The 21,551-nt window shown below is 67.6% G+C and carries 14 protein-coding genes and 1 pseudogene; 8 read left to right on the top strand and 7 right to left on the bottom strand.

All coding sequences use genetic code 11. The features are described 5' to 3' along the window. Positions 1-65 precede the first annotated feature (65 nt). The 4 genes from ABZ693_RS28540 to ABZ693_RS28525 all read right to left on the bottom strand — a co-directional run bounded on the left by ABZ693_RS28540 (position 66) and on the right by ABZ693_RS28525 (position 3,506). Positions 66-353 carry a DUF7848 domain-containing protein gene (locus ABZ693_RS28540; protein WP_359882995.1) on the bottom strand — a complete coding sequence of 96 codons (288 nt, stop codon included), beginning with the start codon at positions 351-353 and terminating at the stop codon, positions 66-68. Then, positions 346-684 carry a hypothetical protein gene (locus tag ABZ693_RS28535; protein WP_359882993.1) on the bottom strand — a complete coding sequence of 113 codons (339 nt, stop codon included), beginning with the start codon at positions 682-684 and terminating at the stop codon, positions 346-348. The genes ABZ693_RS28540 and ABZ693_RS28535 overlap by 8 nt, the downstream gene beginning before the upstream one ends. 157 nt (positions 685-841) lie before the next feature. Further along, on the bottom strand, positions 842-2,083 hold the full coding sequence (locus ABZ693_RS28530; RefSeq protein ID WP_359882990.1) for a helix-turn-helix domain-containing protein: 1,242 nt from the start codon (positions 2,081-2,083) through the stop codon (positions 842-844). Between the two features lie 559 nt (positions 2,084-2,642). Beyond that, positions 2,643-3,506 carry a GntR family transcriptional regulator gene (locus ABZ693_RS28525; RefSeq protein WP_359882987.1) on the bottom strand — a complete coding sequence of 288 codons (864 nt, stop codon included), beginning with the start codon at positions 3,504-3,506 and terminating at the stop codon, positions 2,643-2,645. A gap of 155 nt (positions 3,507-3,661) precedes the next feature. Here ABZ693_RS28525 and ABZ693_RS28520 point away from each other — a divergent pair, with 155 nt between their 5' ends. The 7 genes from ABZ693_RS28520 to ABZ693_RS28490 all read left to right on the top strand — a co-directional run bounded on the left by ABZ693_RS28520 (position 3,662) and on the right by ABZ693_RS28490 (position 9,443). Continuing rightward, positions 3,662-4,015: an SCO3933 family regulatory protein gene (locus ABZ693_RS28520; RefSeq protein WP_129768518.1), complete on the top strand. Its 354-nt coding sequence runs from the start codon at positions 3,662-3,664 to the stop codon at positions 4,013-4,015. Beyond that, positions 4,012-4,215, top strand: a complete 204-nt coding sequence (locus ABZ693_RS28515) for a hypothetical protein (RefSeq protein ID WP_359882984.1) — start codon at positions 4,012-4,014, stop codon at positions 4,213-4,215. The genes ABZ693_RS28520 and ABZ693_RS28515 overlap by 4 nt, the downstream gene beginning before the upstream one ends. Next, the gene (locus ABZ693_RS28510) at positions 4,203-5,594 is read left to right on the top strand and encodes a cell division protein FtsK (RefSeq protein WP_359882981.1); all 1,392 of its coding nucleotides are present in this window, start codon (positions 4,203-4,205) and stop codon (positions 5,592-5,594) included. Before ABZ693_RS28515 ends, ABZ693_RS28510 begins: the two co-directional genes overlap by 13 nt. A 36-nt stretch (positions 5,595-5,630) precedes the next feature. Further along, positions 5,631-6,329, top strand: coding sequence for a DUF2637 domain-containing protein (locus tag ABZ693_RS28505; RefSeq protein WP_359882978.1), 699 nt, complete (start codon positions 5,631-5,633; stop codon positions 6,327-6,329). A 149-nt stretch (positions 6,330-6,478) separates the two neighbouring features. Next, entirely contained in the window at positions 6,479-7,924 is a 1,446-nt protein-coding gene (locus ABZ693_RS28500; protein WP_359882975.1) for a replication initiator, read from the top strand. Continuing rightward, positions 7,924-8,160, top strand: coding sequence for a helix-turn-helix domain-containing protein (locus tag ABZ693_RS28495; protein WP_359882973.1), 237 nt, complete (start codon positions 7,924-7,926; stop codon positions 8,158-8,160). Before ABZ693_RS28500 ends, ABZ693_RS28495 begins: the two co-directional genes overlap by 1 nt. Continuing rightward, positions 8,160-9,443 (top strand): tyrosine-type recombinase/integrase, encoded by a 1,284-nt coding sequence (locus ABZ693_RS28490; RefSeq protein ID WP_359882970.1) that lies wholly within the window; start codon positions 8,160-8,162, stop codon positions 9,441-9,443. The genes ABZ693_RS28495 and ABZ693_RS28490 overlap by 1 nt, the downstream gene beginning before the upstream one ends. A 199-nt stretch (positions 9,444-9,642) precedes the next feature. Here the strand turns inward: ABZ693_RS28490 and ABZ693_RS28485 are convergent, their stop codons facing one another. Continuing rightward, positions 9,643-10,002, bottom strand: a complete 360-nt coding sequence (locus ABZ693_RS28485; RefSeq protein ID WP_359882967.1) for a hypothetical protein — start codon at positions 10,000-10,002, stop codon at positions 9,643-9,645. Position 10,003: 1 nt separating this feature from the next. Beyond that, the gene (locus tag ABZ693_RS28480; RefSeq protein WP_359882965.1) at positions 10,004-17,425 is read right to left on the bottom strand and encodes a ricin-type beta-trefoil lectin domain protein; all 7,422 of its coding nucleotides are present in this window, start codon (positions 17,423-17,425) and stop codon (positions 10,004-10,006) included. Positions 17,426-18,057: 632 nt separating this feature from the next. On the opposite strand from ABZ693_RS28480, the gene ABZ693_RS28475 reads away from it, so the two are divergent. Next, entirely contained in the window at positions 18,058-21,339 is a 3,282-nt protein-coding gene (locus ABZ693_RS28475) for a DNRLRE domain-containing protein (RefSeq protein WP_359882962.1), read from the top strand. A gap of 41 nt (positions 21,340-21,380) precedes the next feature. On the opposite strand, the pseudogene ABZ693_RS28470 reads toward ABZ693_RS28475, so the two are convergent. Beyond that, positions 21,381-21,551: pseudogene (locus ABZ693_RS28470) on the bottom strand (IS630 family transposase); the annotation flags it as partial.

Genomic DNA, 21,551 nt, shown 5'->3' with positions numbered 1-21,551 from the left:
ACTGCCGTCAAGGGCTCGGGCCGCGCGGTCGCGTTGCCGCTGGCGTGGTGTCACCCTCGGGGACTTCACTGCCATGCGCCAGGCTCGGCACGGACGAGGGCGCGGACGGTCTGCTCATACAGTTCGTGGCCGCTCTGGGCGCAGTGTCCGGCGATCCAACGGGTCAGCTCGTCCGAGGTGTGCAGCGTGCCTGACGTGGCACCGCAGCTGCGCTCTTCGCCAGTGACGCAGACCGCCTCCATGGTCGGCAGCGCCAGAGGGTCGGGGACGGTGGTCACGCGGTACTCGCGGAAGCGGTAGCGCCCCCGAGAGGCATCGCGTACTGGTGTGCCGGCGTTCGGAGAGTCAGGCATCCTCGGGCGCCACTTCCTGATCCGGGATGCGCTGTCCGCGCGAGTCCGCGACCCTGAGCGCGTCCGTCAGGGCTTCTGTCAACCGGCGGGCCAGCCAGCGGTATTCGGTCGCCGACCGGGATTTCGCGCCAGGTGCCGTGGCGTCGCGGGCGTACTCCAGCAGTTCCTGGCCCATGCTGAGCTGTACCGTCTCGATGCTGTCGGCGAGGGCGGAGAGGTAGCCCCGGCCGTCGGTGCTCAGGTAGCAGGGCTTCCCCTCCGGGCTGGTCCACGGCAGTAAGCGGGGACCTCCCCCGCCCGACGCGGCGTCGTACAGCTCTCTGCGACGCATGCGGTCGGCATCGCTCCTGGGCTGACTCACTGGGCACCCCCGGCCTGGGTCACTGATGGTGGACACACCGACCGTAGGCACTGACTGATCGTCACCCCAGCCAGGAGTCATGGCAGTTCGCGACTCTTGGTTCACGAACTGCCACGCTGCGTGGCAGCTACCCGACTACGCCCAGGTAGTCGGCCACTTCGCGCATCTCTGTCGTGAGGGTGCGCTTGCCGAGGATCTCCTGCATGGTCTCGGCGGCCCCGTTCTGGTGCCGCAGCCACTGTGGGGCGGCTTCCCTGGCACGGGTCAACTCGTCCATGGCGGCGGACAGGTCGCCGGTCCGGGTGTGGGCGCGCGCCACATCGAGGGTGAAGCGGTTCCCGTCGTTGGTGCTGGGCCTGCCCAGGCGCTTCCACGCCTTGGGCGACAACTCCTCCTGCTCGCCTGCCTTGCGCACCACCGCGCGGGCGTCGCCGATGACCAGGGAGTCTTCGAGTGCCTTGACCGCGACGGTGACCGGCCCGAAGACGGACCAGTGCCGGGAAACATTGCGATGCGCTGTCCCGACAGCGGTTGCCGCGACCCGGGCGGCCTGACGGTACGCCTTCGCCTCGTCGGGACGGTTGTTCCTCGCGGCTGCGGCGGCGGCCTCCATGGCCAGGCCGCCCCACACCGCGTAGTGGTCCGGCTCGGCGCCGGTGATCTTCGGCTCCACCGCGTCCATGCTCCGGGCAGCGACCTGTTCCGCCTCATCCAAGCGGCCCTGCCTCACCAGCAGCCAGCACATGCAGCCGACACCTGAGCCCGCCGCAAGCATGTCTCCGGCCTGACGGGCATCCATGATGGCGCCGCGCACAGCGGCGTACGCGATGTCGTACTGCCGTACCTGGGTGAGGTAGGTGCCGGCCAGACGCAGCGCCTCGGCGCGGGCCAGCAGGGCCTGCCGGTGCTCGTCCCCGCTGTCGTAGTAGGCGACGGCCTGTGCGGCATCACGCAACAGGACCGGCAGCTGAGCCGCGACGCTCTTGTAGCTGTCCGAGAAGTACAGCACCCGTGCGTCTTGCAGGGTCCGTCGGAAGGTGCGCAGGTTCGGTTCCTCGGCCACGGATTCGGCGTCCTGATCCACAAGTCCGACGGCTGGGGTGAGGGCGGCGCGGAGCTGGATCAGGTTGACCCGGTTCGGCTCCTCGGTCTGCCCAACGGGCTCCGGGGCATCGGACGCCATCAACGCGGCGGTGGTCACCCCCAGCGCGCGGGCGAGCGTGTGCAGGGTCTCCATACGGAGAGTGCCGCCCTGCTCGGCCTTGCGAACCGTGCCCGGCGAGACACCTGCGGCATGAGCCAGTTCCTCCTGGCTCATCCCCGCGCGACGCCGGTACCTGCGGACGTTGTCGGCCAGCTCCGTAATCATCAACTCACCACCTCCCACTCCACGGTACGCCCGGCCGGCACATCACCCGGGGACGATCCGGCAGACACCCACCCACAGGAGTGCCCCACCACCTGGCGCGCCGGAACTCCGGCAGAATCGGGGCCTGAGCGGGAGGGGCCCCTCGTCGGTCGGGCAGCTTCGCCGTGCCAGGGTTCCCCGGGGGCCGCCAAGGCTCACACCGTGACGCATGCGCTCGGCCTTGGCGGCCCCCGGGGGTTCCTGGTACGCCTCCGGTGACCGGGCGGCGAGGGACCCCTCCCGCGACCCGCGACCCCACACCACGACGAAGTCGCACACGTAAGTCGTCCCCCTGCCCCTCAGAGGGAGGGCCGGGGTCTGGGGCGGAGCCCCGGAAGTGGTTCGCTGTGCTGGTTGTTGCGCGCCCGGACCGGCGGGGTCGTCGGCAAGCGGGGCGGAGACAGGAGCGGGCGGCGGCCCCGCAGGGCCGGAGCGCGCGCGGCCCGCGTCAGCGGGCCGCCTTGATCAAGTAAAGAAACTCTGAACAGCTCACCCACGGACCGAGCTGTCAGCCTGTCCGTCAGTGGCCCTGCTGTCGGCGCTTCTTCGCGTCGGCGAGTCTGTCTTCGAGTTCCTTGCGGGCGGCTTCGGGATCGTCGTGGAGCGGTGGCGCGAGTTGGCCACGGCGGGCCAGTTCGCGGGTGATCTTCCGGCCCTTCTCGACCGCTGCTTGGTAGGCCGTGCGGGTCTGGTTGAGCTCGTCATGGATTTGGTCGGCAAGCGCTTTGAGCTCGGCGTCGGCGAGATGTGCGAATTCGCCGACAGCCCTGTGGGCCTGGCGTTCGACCTCCTCGCGCTGGAGGTGCTGGACGACCTTGGAGCTGTAGTTCTTGCCGGGTGTCGGGGCGGTGCGGACGAAGACGCCGCGCCCCTTGACGGCGTAGATCAGCCCCTCGCTCTTGAGGAGGCGAAGGGCGTTCTGCGCGGTGGAGTTGGCGATGGTGAACCGCTCTTGAAGCTCACGCGCGGACGGCAGCTTGCTACCCGGGGGGAAGAGTCCTTCCTTGATCTCTTCGCGCAGGGTGTCCGCGGTCCGGACGAAGGGGGGACGGTTGTCCTCTGCGCGGGCCGAACGCCATCCAGGAGGGAAGGGGCCGTCTCCTGTCGCGCCTTCGTCGCCGTCCTTTTCTCCGGTGTCCTGTTGGTCAAGGGGCAGGCTGACGTAGCTGCCCCGGCCGAGGACGGAGTAGACCAGCCCCTCCTGTCGCAGGACGCGCAGGGCGTTCTGGACCGTGGAGCTGGCGACGCCGAACCGCTCTTGCAGCTCACGCGCCGACGGCAGGCGCTCACCGGGCTGGAGTTCGCCGCTGAGGATGGCGGCCCGCAGCACTTCGGCGGCCTGGAGGTAGGGGGGCCGCGGGTCGTCATCCAAGGGCAGAGTCATGGGCCAACCGTAGCGTCCGTAGCGCCTGCCGCACACGCCCGCACCACCGTCCTTATCGACCGTCCCACCTATGCGTGCGTTGCATCTGTATCGCTGTAGCGCTATGGTCATCATCGAGTCGATCAAGCGACTCCATCGAACAAGGATGTGATGGCATGGCCATGACCCGTATCCGTGTTGCCCTGCTGCCGTCGGCGGTGTGTATCGCGGGCACCGATCCAGTGCTGAAGATCAAGGACCAGCAGACCGGGGAGGTCGCCACCGACCGGGAGACCGGTGCGTCGCTGTACACGGTGACCGTGATGCTCATGGAGGACGGTCGGGCCGAGGTCCTGAAGATCACGGTTCCGGAGACCGGTCTTGCGGCTGGGCTGAAGCCGGGGGCGATGGTGCGGCCGGTGGAGCTCTTCGCGACCCCGTGGGCACGGATCTTCAACGGTCAGCTCTCCGACGGCGTCGCCTACCGCGCCGCCCGCCTGGAGCTGGTGACGGTGGAGGCGGCCCAGTGATCCGCTTCGAACACCGCACTGCAGGGCGGAAGTTGCACCCGATCTGGCCGCTGCCGGGGACCGAGGGCAAGGCCACCTTCGCCGTCTCGGCCGCCGTGCTCGATCTGCTCGGCCTGAGCTCGGAGCAGGCGGCCCGCATCGACCTGGCCCACGTGTTCCACCTGATACGCGAAGAAGGGGGCGCGGCATGGAAGCCATGACGGGATACGCGTCGTACGCGCTGCCGATCGCTACGACGCTGGTCGGTGTGTGGCTGGTGTGGACGGTGGTGCGCTACGTCCGCGCAGACAAGGGCACGCGGGTCAGCATGCGGCAGGCCGTGCGGGTGCGCTGGAGCTGGGTACGCCTCGCGCGGATGGCCGGACTGACGGTCACCGACAAGACCCCGAGCCTGCTCGCACAGATCACCGCGCAGAAGGACAGTCCCCCGCCCTCGCCCCGGGTGCTGACTCCGAAGATCAAGGTCAAGCCCGACCAGTACGGGGTGATCGTCCGGGCCCGCACGCTGCCACAGGTCGGGCTGGAGGAGTACCAGAAGTCGGCGCGGTTCCTGGCGGACGCGTGGCGGTGCACGCGAGTTTCCGTCCTGCCGGACGGCCCCGGCCGGGTGGTGATCCGGGGCGTGCGCTCCGACCCGCTCACCACGCCCACCGAACACCGGCCCACCGGCCGCCCGCTCGCGGATCTGACGCGCTGGGAGCTGGGCGTGGATGAGTACGCCGCCCGGGTGTGCGTGTCCCTGGCCAACGTTCCCGGGGTGACCGTGGCCGGCGTCCCGGGCGCGGGCAAGACCTCGGGAGTTAACAAGTTCGTCTGCGACTTCGCGCCCTCCGCCGCCGTGCAGATCGCGGGGGCGGACGGGAAGGTGTCACGGGCCTCGGAGGGCGACTACGCCGACCTGGTCAAGCGGATGTTCGCGTTCTGCGGCGACGACCTCGACGAAGCGAACAAACTGTTCAAGCGCCTGGTGGAGCTGCGCAAGCGGCGCTCGGCGACCATCCGGGACGTGCTGGGTGTGAAGAACATGTGGCACGTCGGCCCCTCTCCGGAGTGGCCGCTCACGGTCCTGATCATCGATGAGGCGCACACGTTCTTCCGCGAATACAAGGGCAGCGACGCCACCACCAAGCGCCTTGCCGCGTTGACGGCGGAGAATGCCCGGCTGGTGGAGGACCTGGTCAAGAAGGGCCGCAGTGTCGGCATTCTGGTGATCCTGATCAGCCAGAAGACCACCGGCGACGCCATCCCCACCTTCATCCGCGACGTGTGCCCCATCGGGCTGTCGTTCGCGCAGAAGACGGTAGAGGCCGCAGTGGCCGCGCTGGGTGAGGACATCCGCAACTGGCCCGACGCCAGCCCGGTCACCTTGCAGGACCCCGCCTACGTCGGCGTCGCGGTGATGGCGATGCAGGGCCACCCGGGCTACACCCGCATCCGCACCCCCTACGTCTCGGATGCCGATGCCGCCCGCGTCGCCGAGGAGACCTCGCACCTGACCGCCGACCCGGATCTGTGCCTGGACGCCCTTCTACGCAAGACCGGCCGGACGGCAGTGTCCACGCCCTCGCTCACCAAGTGATCCAGAACAGCACGCGACAGAAGGGAGGTTGAGGTCATGGCGGAGGAACGGTTCACCCGGCGCACCGTGACCGTGGTCATGGCGGTCATCGCGGCCCTGGCCTTCGTCTTCTCCTTCGGCAACGTCTGGGCGCTCGCCCTGCGACTCGGCGTCCCCCACCCGATCGCGCCACTGATCGCCCCCATGGTCGACCTGTCCGTCGTCGGGCTCCTGGTCGCCCTGCGCTTCCTCGCCCTGCGCGGCGTCCCCAAGGCGGAGCTGAAGGCCGGCACCCGGCTGCTGCACCTGTGCGGCCTGCTCACCCTCGCCCTGAACACCGCCGAACCGCTGCTGACCGGACGCTACGGACGAGCCTGCCTGGACACCGTCGCCCCGCTCCTGCTCCTCGGCTGGGGCCACGTCGGCCCCGCCTTCCTCGCCCAGTTCCACACCCTCACCCGCCCCACCCGGCACCTGGAGGCCGCCGCCCCCATCTCTGAACCGGTGCCCGACGAAGCACCCACACACGAGCCCCCAACGCCCGCCCCGACTCCGGCCGCCGCTCAGCCCGTCGTCGTCGCCAAGACGGCTCGCCCCGCCTCCGGCCAGGCCCTGCCGGTCGCCCTGCTGGACTCGGCCCGGCGCATCGCGGACACCCACCGCGCCGAGCACGGAACGCCCATCACCGCCGCCCACCTGGGCACGCGCATGGGCATCGCCCTGCCGGTGGCCACCACCGCACTCGCCCAGCTCTGAGCCCCGGCCCCACCGGCAACACCTCCCTCACTGAACCCACGCCCACCCCCGGGCCCGGTTCGCCATGCCTCGAGCAGCACCAACACGCGCACAGATCCGGCCGGTTGCTGCTCGGGGCCACCCACCCGAACAGAAGGAACACGCCCCGAATGGTCACCCTGGACCTGCGCCACGTGGCAAGCCCCGCCGTACGGGACCTGCTCCACCTCGTCAACCACCCCGACTTCGACCGCGCGCAACAGCAGATCGAACGCCTCGGCGGCTGCACCGAACCCGTCCGCCTGACCGGCCACACCACCACCGTCGACATCACGACGGGTGAGGTGCTGCGCACCTATACATCCTCCGACGAACCGACGAGCAGCCTGCTCACCGCGTGCGGCAACCGCCGCGCCTCCCGCTGCCCGGCCTGCTCCCGCCTCTATGCCGCCGACACCTACCACCTCATCCGCGCCGGCCTCTCCGGCGGCAAGACCGTGCCGGACACCGTCCGCACCCACCCCCGCGTCTTCGTCACGCTCACCCCGCCGTCCTTCGGCCCCGTCCACAACCGCCTCACCACCCCCGGTGGCGACATCCGTCCCTGCCGCTGCCGCAAGCTCCATGAGCCCACGGACGCCCTGATCGGGACGCCGCTGAACCCCGGGACGTACGACTACGAGGGCGCGGTCCTGTTCAACGCCCACGCCTCCGCCCTGTGGGCCCGCTTCACCACCTACCTGCGCCGCGAGATCGCCGCCCGGCTCGGCATGACCCAGAAAGCCGCCCGCGCGGTCCTGCGGCTCTCCTTCGCGAAGGTGGCCGAGTACCAGCAGCGTGGCCTGGTCCACTTCCACGCCGTCATCCGGCTCGACGGCCCGGACGGCAACAGCCAGCCCCCGCCGCCGTACGCCACCGTCGCCGTACTCACCAAGGCCGCCCGCGCCGCTGCCGCACGGGTCCACGTCACCGTTGAGTCGGATGCGGTCGGGAAACGCGAACTTGGCTGGGGCGAACAATTCGACGTGCGCGAGATCGCCTCCTTCGGCACCGACGCCGAATTCACCGACCAGGCCGTGGCCGCCTACGTGGCCAAGTACGCCACCAAATCCGCCGACGCCTCCGGCACCCTCGACCACACCCTCCTCTGCCGCCCCTGCCAGGGACGCGGCGCCACCCTCCTGCCCCACGGGACCCCGCTCCCGTGCACCGCCTGCGACGGCACCGGACAGGCCCGCCCGCTGACCCGGCTCCCCGTCGCCCGGCACGTACGGCAGATGATCCGCACCTGCTGGAAACTGGGCAGGCTGCCGGAGTTCGCCCACCTCAAGCTTCGGAAGTGGGCGCACATGCTCGGCTTCCGGGGCCACTTCTCCACCAAGTCCCGCAGCTACTCCACCACCCTGGGCGCGCTGCGCGACGTCCGCCGCGCCTGGCGCACCGAACAGGCCCGCGCCCACGCCGGACTGCCCGAGTCCGACCCGTCGACCACCCTCGTCGTCGGTCGCTGGGACTACCTCGGCTCGGGGTACAGCCCCGGCGCCGCACTCCTCGCAGCCGACGTCTGGCATCGCAAGGAACTGGAACGGCAGTTCGCGGCTGAAGGGGGCTGTTGATGGCCTTGCCCCCGCTCGCCATCCTCCACACGGAACCGGCCCCGGCCCCGGCCCCGGCGCTGGATCTGCTCACGGTGCCCCAGGTGATGGCACGCCTCCAACTCGGCCGCTCCGCCGTCTACGACCTGCTCCGCACCGGCCAGCTCGCCTCGATCACCCTCGGCCGCGCCCGCCGCATCCCCACCCACGCCCTCACCGACTTCATCCGCACCCGCCTGGAACAGGAAGCCGCCTGATGACCACAGCCCGCCCCGCTTCGTCCCGCCGCTCCCGCACCCGCGCGAACGGCGACGGGACCGTCTACCAGCGCAAGGACGGACGCTGGGAAGCCGCCGGATACGTCCTGGCCCCCGGCAACACCCGTAAGCGCGTCCGCGTCTACGGCGCTACCCGTAAAGACGCGATGACCAAGCTCGCCGAGAAGATCGCCGCCAGCAACCGCGGCCTCCCCATCGCCGCAGCCGACAGCACCGTCAGCGCGTACCTGAGGTACTGGCTGGACGGCGTCGCCGTTCACCACCTGCGGGAGAACACCCACACCCGCTACGCGGCCTCCATCCGCCTCCACCTCAATCCCGGCCTCGGCGTCAAGAAGCTCGCCCGGCTCACCACCCGCGACGTCCGCACCTTCCTCGACGGGCTGCGCACCACCTGCCAGTGCTGCGCCCAGGAACGAGACTCCGTCCGGCGGTCCTGCTGCGCCATCGGCCAGTGCTGCGGAAAGCGGCTCTCACCGCTGACCGTGACGTACGTCCACGCGGTCCTCAAGTCCGCCCTGGAACACGCCGTCCGCGAGGACGAGCTTCCACGTAACGTCGCCCGGAACGTCAAGACGATCACACCCCGCCCCAGGCGTTTCCAGCCCCTCACCGCCGCCGAAGCCCGTCAACTCCTCCGTGCGGCCAACGGCGACCGGCTTCATGCCCTGTACGAACTCGCCCTGCGCACCGGACTTCGCAAGGGCGAACTCCTCGGCCTCCACTGGGAAGACCTCAATCTCGACGGCGGCACCGCCAGCATCCACCGCTCGCTCCAGCGCACCCGCAGCCAGGGTCTGACCGTCCTGAAGACCAAGACCCTGGCCTCCGAGCGCCGTATCGCCCTCCCCACCGAATGCATCAGCTCCCTCAAGGCCCATCAGGAACGGCAGCAGGAAGAGCGCCAGGCGGCCGCAACGGGCTGGACGGGAAACGGGCTTGTCTTCACCACCCCGAAGGGCAGGCCGCTCGACCCCACCAACCTCACCCGCCGCTTCCGCCGCCTCCTCCACAGCGCAGAACTTCGGACCATCCGCTTCCACGACCTCCGGCACTCGACCGCCACCCTGCTCCTGGAACAAGGCGTCGACCTCGTCGTCATCAAGGAACTCCTCGGCCACGCCCACATCGGCGTCACCGCCGGCGTCTACGCCCACGTCCGACTCCGCCTCCAGCGCCAGGCCATCGACACCCTCGGCAACGCCCTTCGCGATGGCGTCGGCCCTGGCGACCCGCCGCCCAACGTGGCGCCTGTCCGCTGACGTTGCCGTCAGCGTTGCCGTCAAACGACATAGATGCCCCACCAGTGCTTACTGGTGGGGCATCTATTTTTTCTCGCCGAAAACTTGAGAGTAATACTCGCGGAGAGTTCCTAGAATCCCACGATGGCGCTCGAAAGGAAACCCTCACGTTCACTTACAAGAGGCGAGGAAAGGAACCTTCAGATCCGACTAATCGAAACTACTCTGTCCCCCTGAGCGGGCCAAACTTCGAGGGGGCATGGTGATCACCAAGATCCTCGTGCCAGGAGCATCGTCGCGCCAGAACATAGCCTTCTCCCCCGTTAAGGAGGTACAGCACCCCGGGGAGATCCGCCGCCAGTTGGTCACCCAAAATTTCCCCCCTCTCCACACTGGTTGCCTCGCTGATTTCCAGGCGAGCACAGTAGGGCTGCAGGTGCATCAGCTCAACCGCCGTGAAGAGAACATCGATCCGCGTCTCAAAGCCTTCCACGTTCACGCTGCGCAGGAGCAGCATGGAGTGACTGACGGAGTACTGCCAAACTTGGAACTCGCGTTCCCACTCTGCGATCTTCGCCATGTCACCCTCCGGAAAGAAAACCAGGCTTGGGAACCTGCACTACGGACCCGCCTCGATAGAATGTGATGCTATCCCATGAGCGATCACCAACTCGTACGGCCTTCCCCACGTGGTACATCTCCCGTTCCGTCGCAAACCAGTTACTCCCACTACCGTTGCGATAAGCGCTAGAGAACTGCTCGCCGGGATTAGCTCCGCGGAACCCGTCGAGTGATACATGAAGCCTGACGTTCGGGTTATGGGCGGCCGCACGAACCTCAGCCTCCCAAATATCGCTATCCAGATAGTGGGTGTACCCCTTGCCTTCGGCGAATCCTCTCAGGCCATTCTTACGAAGCCCCAATGCCACGTCCGTCGGGCATCCACCAGAATTATGAACTAGGACCGGCGTGTCCCCAGCCAGCACATAGTACGTGTGGAGGTCGGAAACCGTCAGATTATAAGTACTCTGCTTGGTCAGGTATCGACTGGTGGCGAGAATCGACACATCGGTCTGACCGTTACTCCGAAGCGTCATTCCAGGCTCAAGAGAGCCTGCATCGATCCACCTCCGCTCGGACTCAGACCAGAAGGGGTGATGCTCTGTGGCGGTGACGGTGCGCTCGCCTTCCGCCGTTCCCACCGTGATGTCGACGTACGCTTTGTCGTCGACGGTGAGGATACTGGCTGCGACCTCTTGCGCGCTTGTCTCGCCGGTCTCCGGGTCGGTCGCGAGAACTCTGTCCCCTGGCTTGATGTCTTCGATCGGCTTTGACGACCCATCCGCCATCAGAACAGGGGTTCCTGCGACGAAACTATTCCGTGTCACGCATCGGGTGAGCGCGAGGCTGGCATCGTCGCCTTCCCGGATGGCCAGCTTGCCGGCCCGTGCGGCGGTGGTGGCGAGTTTTCCGGCTCCTGCGGTCACCAGGGTGAGCGTCACGTCGAGGGCGACCCATGCGCACGCGGCTCCGTCACCCTTGACGCAGTCGACCACGTCCCGGACACCGATGAGTGCGAGAAAGTCCTTGGTCTGGCCAAGCCACCCCATGTCGCTCGCCGCCGAACAGAAATCGACGTTCTGGTCCAGCCGCTGACAAACCTGGATAGCCCATCTGCTCACAGCGTCGTCGTAGGTGCCGTTCGCGGTGGCGAAGCTCATCAGCTTGAGTTCCTTGAACGTCGGCACCCGCTTGCCTTCGACCGTCACCGTGTCGCCATCTCGCTGGATGTACACGGATCTGGAGACGGAGGATTCCGCCTGGCTGCCGGTGGGCGTGTCCCCCTTCTGCGGCTTCTTGGTGGAACCGCCGCCCCGGTTGTAGTTCGGCTTGCCGTTGGGCTTCCAGCCGGTGTCCGCCTCGCAATGTCCGTTGCCGGCATCGATGCACAGGCCCGTGGGGTCCGCGTACGTGGCGGGGTTGCCGCTGGCGTAGGTGTACCCGTTCATCTGGAGCGGGTCGGTGATGTCGATGATCGGGTCCACCGACAGGAAGCGGCCGGTCGTCGGGTCGTACTCGCGGGCCCCGATGTGGGTGAGGCCGGTCGTCGAGTCGTCGATGCCGGTGCCCAGGAAAGTGCGGCGGTCGGCCCACGCAGTCGGTTCGGTGCCGCGGGGATTGCCGTACGGGTCGTAGAAGCGGCGGGTGACCGGCTGGTCGCCCGACTGGTCGACAGCCGTTGTCGACGTGCCCTGACGGTCGGGAAGCTGGACCGTCAGTTTGTGACCGGCGGGTTTGCCGGAGGTGGTGCGGAGCGTCGTCGGCGCGCCGGGCTGGGTGTAGTAGCGCTGGGCATTCAATACCTGGCCGCTGCTCTTGACGCTGATCTGGCAGTCTGGGAGGAAGAGCGTCCGCGTGGTCCCCGTGATTTCGATGAGTCGGCTGCCCCCGGCGTCGTACAGGTAGCGCGTGGTGTCTCCGGGGCTCCACTTCTGAGCGTCCGTCTTGTTGCACGTGTACATCTGGAGGTCGTTGCCGTCCGCGGTGTCGCCACCGGGAACGTCGACGCACTTGCCGGATGCGGCGTTGTACAGGGCCAGGTCGCCATCGGCGCGGCTGACGAACTGTTGGGCTGTGTTCTTGTCCACGCAGGTGGAGAGGACGATCAAGGCGTCCTTGATCGTCGCGCACTTGCCGTACGCCTTGAGCGTGCCGTCGGAGAGCTTCCACTCCTGGGCCTTGGTTCCGTTGCAAGGCCAGATCTGGAGGGGCGTACCATCGACGGTCTTCGCGCTCTCGACGTCCAGGCACTTGCCTGAGGCCGGGTTGACGAAGGCGCCCTTTCCGCCGCCGAAGCCGGTGACGGAGGTGACCTTGTTGTTCCGGTCCCAGTTCAGGCTCTGGGTATCACCGTTGAGGACACGCTTGGTGGTGTTGCCGGAGGCGTCGTACTCGTAGGTGTTGTGCGACTCGACGGTGGAGGTGGGAGTGACGACCTTCGCGTCAGTCTTGACCAGGGTGTGCGGCTGGACGAGTTCCGGCTGCTGGGTGCCGTTGTTGGGGACCGTCTTGCCGTAGGTGTAGCTGTAGGTGTCATCCAGCTTCGCGTCGGTCAGGTCGTGGACGGTGAGCGACGTGCGGTTGCCGATGGTGTCAAACGTGTACGAGTGGAAGTAGCCGCTTCCGCCAATGCCCGGGGAGACCTGGGCCAAGGTGGGCCCCGCGCCCTGGGCGGTCGCGCTCGTGGGGCACTTGTCCGCTCCGGTCCAGGCGTGGACCAGGCGGCCCATCGGATCGTAGGCGAAGCACTGGCGGTCGATGTCGGTCGCCGACTGTGTCTCGGTGACCGAGGTGACGTTGCCGACGGTGTCGTATCCGTAGGCCAGGGTGGACACCGGGGCCTGCGAGGTCTCCTTGTTGTTGTAGGTCTTGGTGAGCCGGCCCGTCGCCTCGTCGTACTCGTTCGTGGTCCAGATCCGGCGCCCGCCATCCCCGGAGGTGGTCCGCATGACGTCGCCGTATGGGCCGTAAACCACGCCGGAGGTGTACCAGTCGAGGCCGGACGTGGTGATCGGCAGGCCGTCGGCGTCGTATCGCGTGATCACTTTCTCTTCCGCGAGACCGCCGGGGGCCTGGGGCAGGGTCACCGACTGCGGATTGCCCGTGGGCGTGTAGGTGTTGCTGTAGTTGTAGGTGCCGTCGAAGCCGTTCGTGACGCCGTCGACCTTCGGGATGACGACCTTGCTGCCAGTCGGGCGGTATTCGGTGTCGTACCCGGTGACCTCGCTGGTGTACTCCGCTCCGTCGGTGATCCGGGTGGCCGCCACGGGGTACCCCTTGGCGCCGGGCAGGGTGTCGTAGGTCCACTTCGCGACAAGCGGGCCCGTGGCCGAGTCCTCGTGCACCTCCGTCTGGCGTCCAAGGACGTCGTAGACGGTGTACTGGGCTCGCTCGCGGCTGTCCGTCGTCCGGATCCGGCGGTCGAGCTCGTCGTAGCCGAAGCCGGTGGAGCCCACGTCTGGGTCCTTCGTCGTCTTCAGCCGGCCCCGGACGTCGTAGTCGTAGGTCCAGGTGTTCTGCTGGGGGTCGGTGACAGTGGACAGCTTGCCCCGGGTGTCGTACGCGTACAGCGTGTCCAGAGTGACGGCTGGCGCGGTGACGGACATCGAGGCGTAGTGCTGGATTTTGACCGTGCGGCCCGCCGCGTCGTTCCACGTCTTCACTGCCCGGCTGCCACTGAGCGGGGTGGCTCCGTCCGGCGACATGCCTGTGCGCGTCAGGGTCCAGTCACCCCCGTACTGCACGGTGTCCGCGTACTTCTCGGTGCCCTTGTGAAGGGTCGTGGCGCGGACGGGGCGGCCGAGACCGTCGTACGAGAATCTCGTGGAGTGGGGGATTAGGTAGAAGGAGGCCGGGAAGTAGGTCTCGGCCGTGGGCTCGCCCTTGTCGAAGTAGCCGTCTCTGGTCTCGCTCACGGTGCCGTTGGCGTTGTACAGCGTGTCCGTGATGACACGGCCACCGCCTACGGCGTCCGTCTGGGTCTGGCGGGGGCGCAGGTGCCCGTCGTAGAGGGCGATGGAACGGGCATACGTGCCGTTGTCGCGCAGGGTCTCGGTGATCACCGCGGGCACGACGTCGTTCTCGATGCGGTAGGTGAAGCGGGCCGTGGGGCTGTCGCTGTCCGGCTTGCGGGAAGGCGCCCAGGCAGCGACGAGGCGGCCGAGGCTGTCGTAACGGCTGTTGCTCGTGCGACCGTTGGCGTCAGTCACCGACAGGACGCTGTTGCGGCCGGGGTCGAAGGTGGTCGTGGTGGTGTGCCCGGCGGCGTTGGTGCCGGTGACCGTGAAGGCCGTGCCGGTCGCAGGGCTGTAGGAGGTGCTGCTTGCGTTGCCCTGCGCGTCGAGGACCTTTGTCGATCGGCCCAATGCGTCGTATTCCTTGCGGGCCGTGGTGATCCAGCCGTCGCCGTTCTCGTTGACGGTGTCGATCTGGCGGACCAGTCCCTTGGACGGCGCGGTGCCGAAGGCCTTCAGCGCGTCGTAGGACGTGCGGACATCGCTGATGATCTTGTTGCCGGATGCGGTCTCGTTCGCCGAGCAGTCGCCGACGGTGGCACGCACCCGCTGCGGCAGTCCGACGAGGAGGACGTCGGCGGTGTCCTTGTGGACGTAGGTGGTCTTCGTGCAGGACTCGTCGGCCTTGGTCGTGCCGTCCTTGCCCAGCGTGTAGGAGTAGGAAGTCTCCGGAAGGCCGTACGTCGGCTCGTAGGTGGGGACGGTCGCCTTAGTCCGTGTCGTGCCGTCGCCCAGGGTCTCGATGGACTGGGTCCACGCGGTGCTGACGCGGTACGCCTTGAGGTCGGGCAGGCCGTTGCCGCGGACCCGGGTCGCGGTGACCACGGCCTGGGGAACGGTCACCTCGCGTCCGACGACGGTTCCGCCCGCCACTGTGTAGGTGGTGGTCTCCGCCGTCAGCCCCTGGTAGGCGGGCAGGTCCTCGACGGGCGTGGCCTTGTTAGTGGCGTCCCCGAGGACGACGAAGACGTCCGAGCCGCCGGCGTCCCGTGACATGCCGCGGAAATACCGCGTGACCGTCTGCGACTGCTGGGTCGCGGGGCTCGCGGCCGATGTGACGCCGCTCTTTACCGTGACCTTGGCGTAGCCCCGCCAACGGTCGAAGGTGCGCAGCTCGGGCTTGAGGAACTCGTCGGTGTTCTTGGCCCAGGCACCGCCCGTGGCCTCATCGTAGGTATAGGTCGTCGTCATGTCCGGCTGGCGGGCGGCACGGTCCTTCTCGGTGACGCTCGTGACGACGTACTTGTTGAACCATTCGATGCCCGGATGGTCATCGTCCGGGTCGGGTGACCACTTCGCCGGGAAGCAACGAGTCGTGTTGCCCTCGGGCGCCTTCGGAATCTCGGTGGTGGTGCAGGGAGCCGAGTAGGCGACCTGGATCTCGCCTCCGGTCTCGGTGCGGATCGTCTCCACCCGCTGCCGGTCGAAGCCGGGGGTCTGGTCGGCGGCGCCGGTCCTGACCCGGTTGGGCATCGCAGTGACGTTGGGAAGGAAGGAGACGGACAACGGCGCGCTGCCCGAGTCGTCGTCCCCAGTCCCGTATCCGGTGTGGTCGATGGCCTCCAGCCACAGTGGCGGGTGGGTATCGGTGCTCTGACTCGGGAAGGACTGCTGCAACATCCAGGTGTCGACCAGGGAGAGCGCGGTCGAGCCGGGACGGCGTTGGGCCTCGGTGGTGACCGCGGTCAACCGCTTCCGGCTCCAGAACGTCGGGACAGAGACGTAGCAGTTGGCCGTCGTCGACTTGCAGTACAGCGTGGAGGGTGTGTCCCACCACGGCTGCTTCTTCTCGTAGTTGGCCGAGTCGAACTCGGCGTCGCTACAGGTGGTGAGCCCACCGCGGATGCATCGCTCGTCGACGCGGAACGTGACCTTGCCGGCCGGGGCCCCGCCGAGATCACCGGCCCGCAGTCCGTAGAGAATCTGCGTCGGGTAGGCGGCCCGGTCGTAGGAGATCGCGGGCTTGTACTTGCCGTTGCGGGCGTAGAGGTTCTTCTCCTGCTTCCAGTCGATGATCATGGCGTTGCCATGGATGTCCTCGACGTAGTCAAGGTTCCAGCGCCATGCCTGTTCGCAGGAGGAGTCGGCGTACGCGGCCTGGTGGCAGGGCTCTCCGGCCTGGTTACCGAAGACGGGAACCTTGGAGACGGAGTCGGTCGGCGCCCGCGTGCCCGCGGTGCCGTCGACATCGTTGCGGCCGAAGTAGTAGCGGGTGCCGTCCCGGGTGGTCAGGCGCCAGTGCTCGCCGTTGTACTTGGCGCTCTGCGGTGTGGTCTTGGACTTGCCGGAGCCGTCGAGGTACTCCATCCGTGAGCCATCGTCGTGGTCAGGCACCCAGCGGGTGCCTTCGTGGACCAGCTCGGTCGACGAACCGCCGAGGGACATGACGACGTTGTCGCTGGCCCAGCACAGATCCGACTTCTTCTTGTCGGTGGCGTTGTCGTTGTTGCCGTCCTTCCGGTCGTCGGCGCAGGTGCGGTAGCGGCGCTCGATGAAGCCGGGGTGGTAGTCCCAGCCATCGCCGACCCAGGACGCCTGTCCGTTGGCGACCGAGGTCCTGCCGTCGATCGACTGTGAGGAATAGGTGAAGTTGATCTGCGGTGTCGGACCGGCCGGGGGCGCGGGCACGGTGAGGGGGTACCTCCAGGAGAACCCGCCGGAACTGCCACCCGCTGACCATGAACCGGTGGTGGCGAGGGACGTGGCCCGGTACGAGCCGGCGGCGCCCGCACCGGAATCAGAGGCGACCAGGACAGTGGAGCCGCCCCCGGACTGAGTAGCCAGGCCCTGCGACTGCGTCCCGGCTGGATCGACGGTGCCGCGGATGGTCCGGGCCACCGGGTCGTTCGTGCTCGGGACGTCGACGGGAGTGCTGCACTCTTCCAGCTCCGGCGTCTGAAGGAAGCACTCCGGCAGCTGGACGAGCTTCAGGCGGGTGGCCCACGCCGTGCCGTACAAGTCCTGGAACCTGCTGTAGTCGAGTTCCAGGTCGACGGGGGTGGAACCGGTCGACGGCGGGATGACCTTGAGGACCGCACCGTCGAACGCCTCGGCCTCGGCCGCCTCCGGCGGGTTGACGGCGACAGCCCACTGGCCTGAAGGGTCGGGAGGCGTCGTACCCGCTCCGGCAGATGCCTTGCCCAGCCGGACAGGCAGGTTGCCGACGGCACGGAGCTGGTCGCCCGCGCCGCTCAGGTCCACGGAATCGGTGGCCGCAGCCAGCGGCGCCACGGCTTGCGGAATGTACTCCGGCGGCGGCTCGTTGGCCGGGCCTGTCCAGTTCCGGTGGCTCTCGATCTCATCGTCGTCCGGGGGTGCAGCCTCCGCCTTCTGGATCTCGGGGAGCGTCACCCCGAAACGGGAGACGTCGGGTGGCAGCGCCCAGGCTGCCGAGGGCAGCAGGGTCGCGACGAGCGCGGCGGACACCACGATGCCGATCCGCCGCGCGCGGGACCGCGCACGTCCCGCGCGCGCCGGCCACGGGGCACCGGCAACCGGGCCCGACGTGCGGCCGGGCATGAAGAGAGAGCGCCCAGGACGGGACGAAGACATGAAACCCCCCACATCCGCTGCCGGCCAAGCGGCACGAGCGAACAGCGAATCGACGAAATGTCAGCAGATTGTGCAGAGGGGCGCCACAGGAAGTTCACAGACAATCGCCATATGTGATCCGGATCACATATGGATACCGACCCACCTCGCCCTGAAATCTCTTAAGTGCCTCAACCGAGTTGAAGGCGAGATGTTTATCGTCAACCTTGATCAATCAAAATGAATGCACCCAGCAGGCTTGAAATCGGTACATCTCACCCCGTAAAATAAGACACTTTAGCACCCTTCGTCCTTCGCGCCTCGCAGACTCTCAGTCAAAATCGCACGAGCAGTTGTCGAGTTGAGCTTCGATGGGGCGCGAAAAGCACGATGCCCGGTTTTCGTCCATTCGCCGCGCTACCCGTGACGAGATCGTGAAGATGGGCCATGCTCTGCGGGCACACATCCGCGCGCTCTGCGATTCCCAGGGGGCTGCTCGGTATCCCAGAGTCCGAGGGGGAAGGGAAACCATGGACGCCTCACATGCCACGAAGAACGCAGAGCCGTCGAATGCGGGTATATCCGGCCTGATGTCACCGCAAGCGACGGATAAACATCAACCACCGAATCGGACAAGGCGCCGCACAGCTGCCCTCGCTACACTTCTGGCCGCCGCGCTGGCCGTCCCCTTGGCCCTCCACTTCAGCACCGACGCCACCACCGCCCCGGCTCCCGGCTCACACGGCAAGGCCGACAAGGCGGCGGAGCCGACCACCGTGACCGAGGCCCTGCGGAAGGCCAAGCGCACGGGCAAAGACGTCGTCGTCGCCAAAGCGCACACGGCCACCTCGACGACCTGGGCGCAGCCGGACGGCTTGCTGCGCACCCGCATCCACAGCGCCACAGTCCGGGCCGGGACCAAGGATGGCTGGAAACCAATCGACACCACGCTACGGCGGGTCCAGGGCGGCTTCGCACCCCAGTCGGTCAACGCTCCCCTGCTCTTCAGTGCCGGCACACCACGCACCGCGAGAGCCGGCACGCCGCGCACGTCACGCGCGCTGAGCCGCCTCACACCCCACCAGGCAGCGACAACCGCAGTCACGGCTACGGACGAGCCTGTATGGACCGAACTCGTACGCCTCACCACAGAGGGGCATGAACTCACGGTCAGTTGGCCGGACCCGCTCCCCCAGCCCGTCGTCAGCGGATCCCGTGCCCTCTACGAGAACGTCCGGCCCGGAATCGACCTGCTTCTCACCGCACGCGACAACGGCTACTCACACGTTCTCGTCGTCCACACCCCGGAGGCTGCCCAGGACCCCCTGCTGAGGAAACTCGACTACCGCCTTTCCTCGCCATCCCTGTCCTTCTCGCTCGACGGCACGACTCACGTGGTCAGCGCGTGGGACAAGAACGGCGAAGAGATGGCCGTCGCACCCACGCCCTACATGTGGGATTCGGCAGGAAATCCACGGACGACGGTGGGGGAAACACCGTCGTCCGTCGATCCCGACGTCCCAGGCACCGCTCTCGGCCTGCCCGGCATCCTGGGACCGCAGCCGGGCAGCCATGACGCCGTACTCGGCGCGACCCTGGACACGGACAACACGCTCGGCCTCACAGTGCCGGCCAAGAAACTCGCCGATCCGGACCTGGTCTACCCAGTGTTCATCGACCCGTCCTTCAAGGGCCACAAGAAGAGCTGGACCCTGCTCTACGACAGGTACCCCTCGTCGAGCTTCTACAACGGACAGAATTTCAACGACGGCACCAACGAGGCCCGAATCGGCTACGAGTCGACCACCGGTGGCACTTCCCGGTCCGTCTTCAACTTCGACTTCTCCAGCACCCTGTACGGAGTCACCGTCAAATCGGCCGCGTTCCATGCCCTCCAGACGTACTCCTGGGGCTGTGCGTCACGCAAATACGACGTCTACCTCACCAGTGCAATGAACAGCACGCACACTTGGAACAAGCAGCCGGCATGGGAACGCATCGTCGGCAGCCAGACGAACGGTCACGGGTACAAGGCCGACTCATGCCCGGACAAGTGGGTGGCCGTGGACATCAAGTCGACCGCGCAGGAGGCCGCCACCAAGAAATGGACGCAGATCACCCTCGGGCTGCGCGCGTCCAACGAGGGCGACGCCAGTTACTGGAAGAAGTTCATGGCCAACGGCGAGACTGCCCCGTACATCGACGTGGTCTACAACCGGCCGCCGACCGAGCCGGCCGCATCCGCCATGTCCACCAAGCCTGGCGGCACCTGTGACTACACCGCCCCGTTCCCGTCCGTCGGGCTGAGCGACGTCACCTTCCAGGCCAAGGGCGCGGACGTCGACGGCAATCTGCGCTACGTGCACATCAAGGTCTGGCCGACCGGCGACACGACACACCCCGTCATCGACAGCAACTACAGCCCCACCAGCGACGGCACCGTCAGCACGGCGGTGGCGGCCTCGAAGTTCACCGACGGGCGCGCCTACTCGTGGACGGCCTACACCATCGACACGGAGGGAGCGGCATCGGCCTGGGGACCCAGCGGCACGACCGCGTACTGCCAATTCACCATCGACAAGACCGCCCCCACGAGCCCGGTGGTCACCTCGGCCGTGTTCCCCGAATCCGGAGACGACCAGAGCGTCTGGAGTACCGTCACACACGGCACTTCCGGAGCATTCTCCTTCCTCTCCACGGGCGACGTCGCCTGCTACGAGTACAACTTCAATTCCACCCGCTTCAGCAGCGCTTGTGTCGCCCCCAAGGAGGCGGGCAAGGCCGCAGACAGCCCGCCCCTCAGCCCCCCGCTCGCCGGACCGAACACGCTGTACGTACGCGCCCGCGACAAGGCAGGCAACGTCTCCTCGCCCACGACCTACTCCTTCTTCGTGCGCCCCCGCCCCGGCAAGGACAAGCCCGGCGACACCAGCGGCGACGGCTTCCCCGATCTCTACACCGTCGACGACCAGGGCGGACTCCAGCTGTGGACGAGCAGCGGCGGCGACCTCGACGCGTCCATGCCCGCCGCGTACACCACCGAGGACGGGAAAGCGACGCCCGCCCCTGAGGGATACTGGACTGGAGCGCTGCTCAGCCACACCTCCGACTGGTTCCCCGGTGACGGCGTCAACGACCTCCTGGCCCGCACCAAGGGCGACGACAGCACCTACCGGCTCGAGCTGTACCCGGGAGACGGGTACGGCGGGTTCGACATCAACAAGCGCATCGGCGTACTCCTGCCGTCCGGATCGCCCGCACCGGCTGATCTCAAGCAGATCGTCACCATCAGCGACGCAACGGGGGACGGGTACCCCGACGCCCTGGCTACCACGAAGGACGGAGCCCTGTGGGCCTTCACCGGATACACGGGAGGCGCGTTCCAGGAGGCGAAGCGCCTGGTCACCGGAGCGTGGGCCGACCGGGACATCTTCATCGCCGGTGACGTCAGCGGTGACGGCGTCCTCGACCTCGTCTTCCGCAACAACGCCGCAGGCGAACTCCGCCGGCGCGAAGGCAAGCCCAACGCCACGGGAACGGGCACCGACCTGAACTCGCTTGCCACAGCAGCGGTTTCGGCCACCCCAACAGACCCTGTGTACAGTCTCGCGCCAGGCTGGCAACCCAGCGAGATCACCCTCTTCCTGGGCACGCCGGACCTCAGCGGAGACGGCATCCCCGACTTCTGGGCCATGTACAAGACCGGCGTCGTGCGCTTCTACCGAGGCGGACGAACCGCCCACGAATCGGCATACGACAACGTCATCGTAGCCACGGACGACCTGTGGACCGACAAGATCACCTTCGGGTAACCACACCGAATTGGTATGCCCCGTCCCGGCCTCCTTCCGTTCTAGTGGTCTGAGTCGGAGATTCGTCGGCAGTAGGTGGCGAGTTTGTCGAGGATCTCGTCGGCTGTCTTTGTCCAGACGAAGGGTCTGGGGTGCTCGTTCCAGTCGGTGAGCCAGGCTCGGATGTCGCGTTCGAGGGCTTGGACGGAGCGGTGGACGCCGCGCTTGAGCTT

The sequence above is a fragment of the Streptomyces laurentii genome, from assembly GCF_040635425.1.
GTDB classification, from domain to species: domain Bacteria; phylum Actinomycetota; class Actinomycetes; order Streptomycetales; family Streptomycetaceae; genus Streptomyces; species Streptomyces laurentii.
Note: the sequence above shows the minus strand (reverse complement) of the source record. Positions and strands in the feature narration are given on the sequence as shown.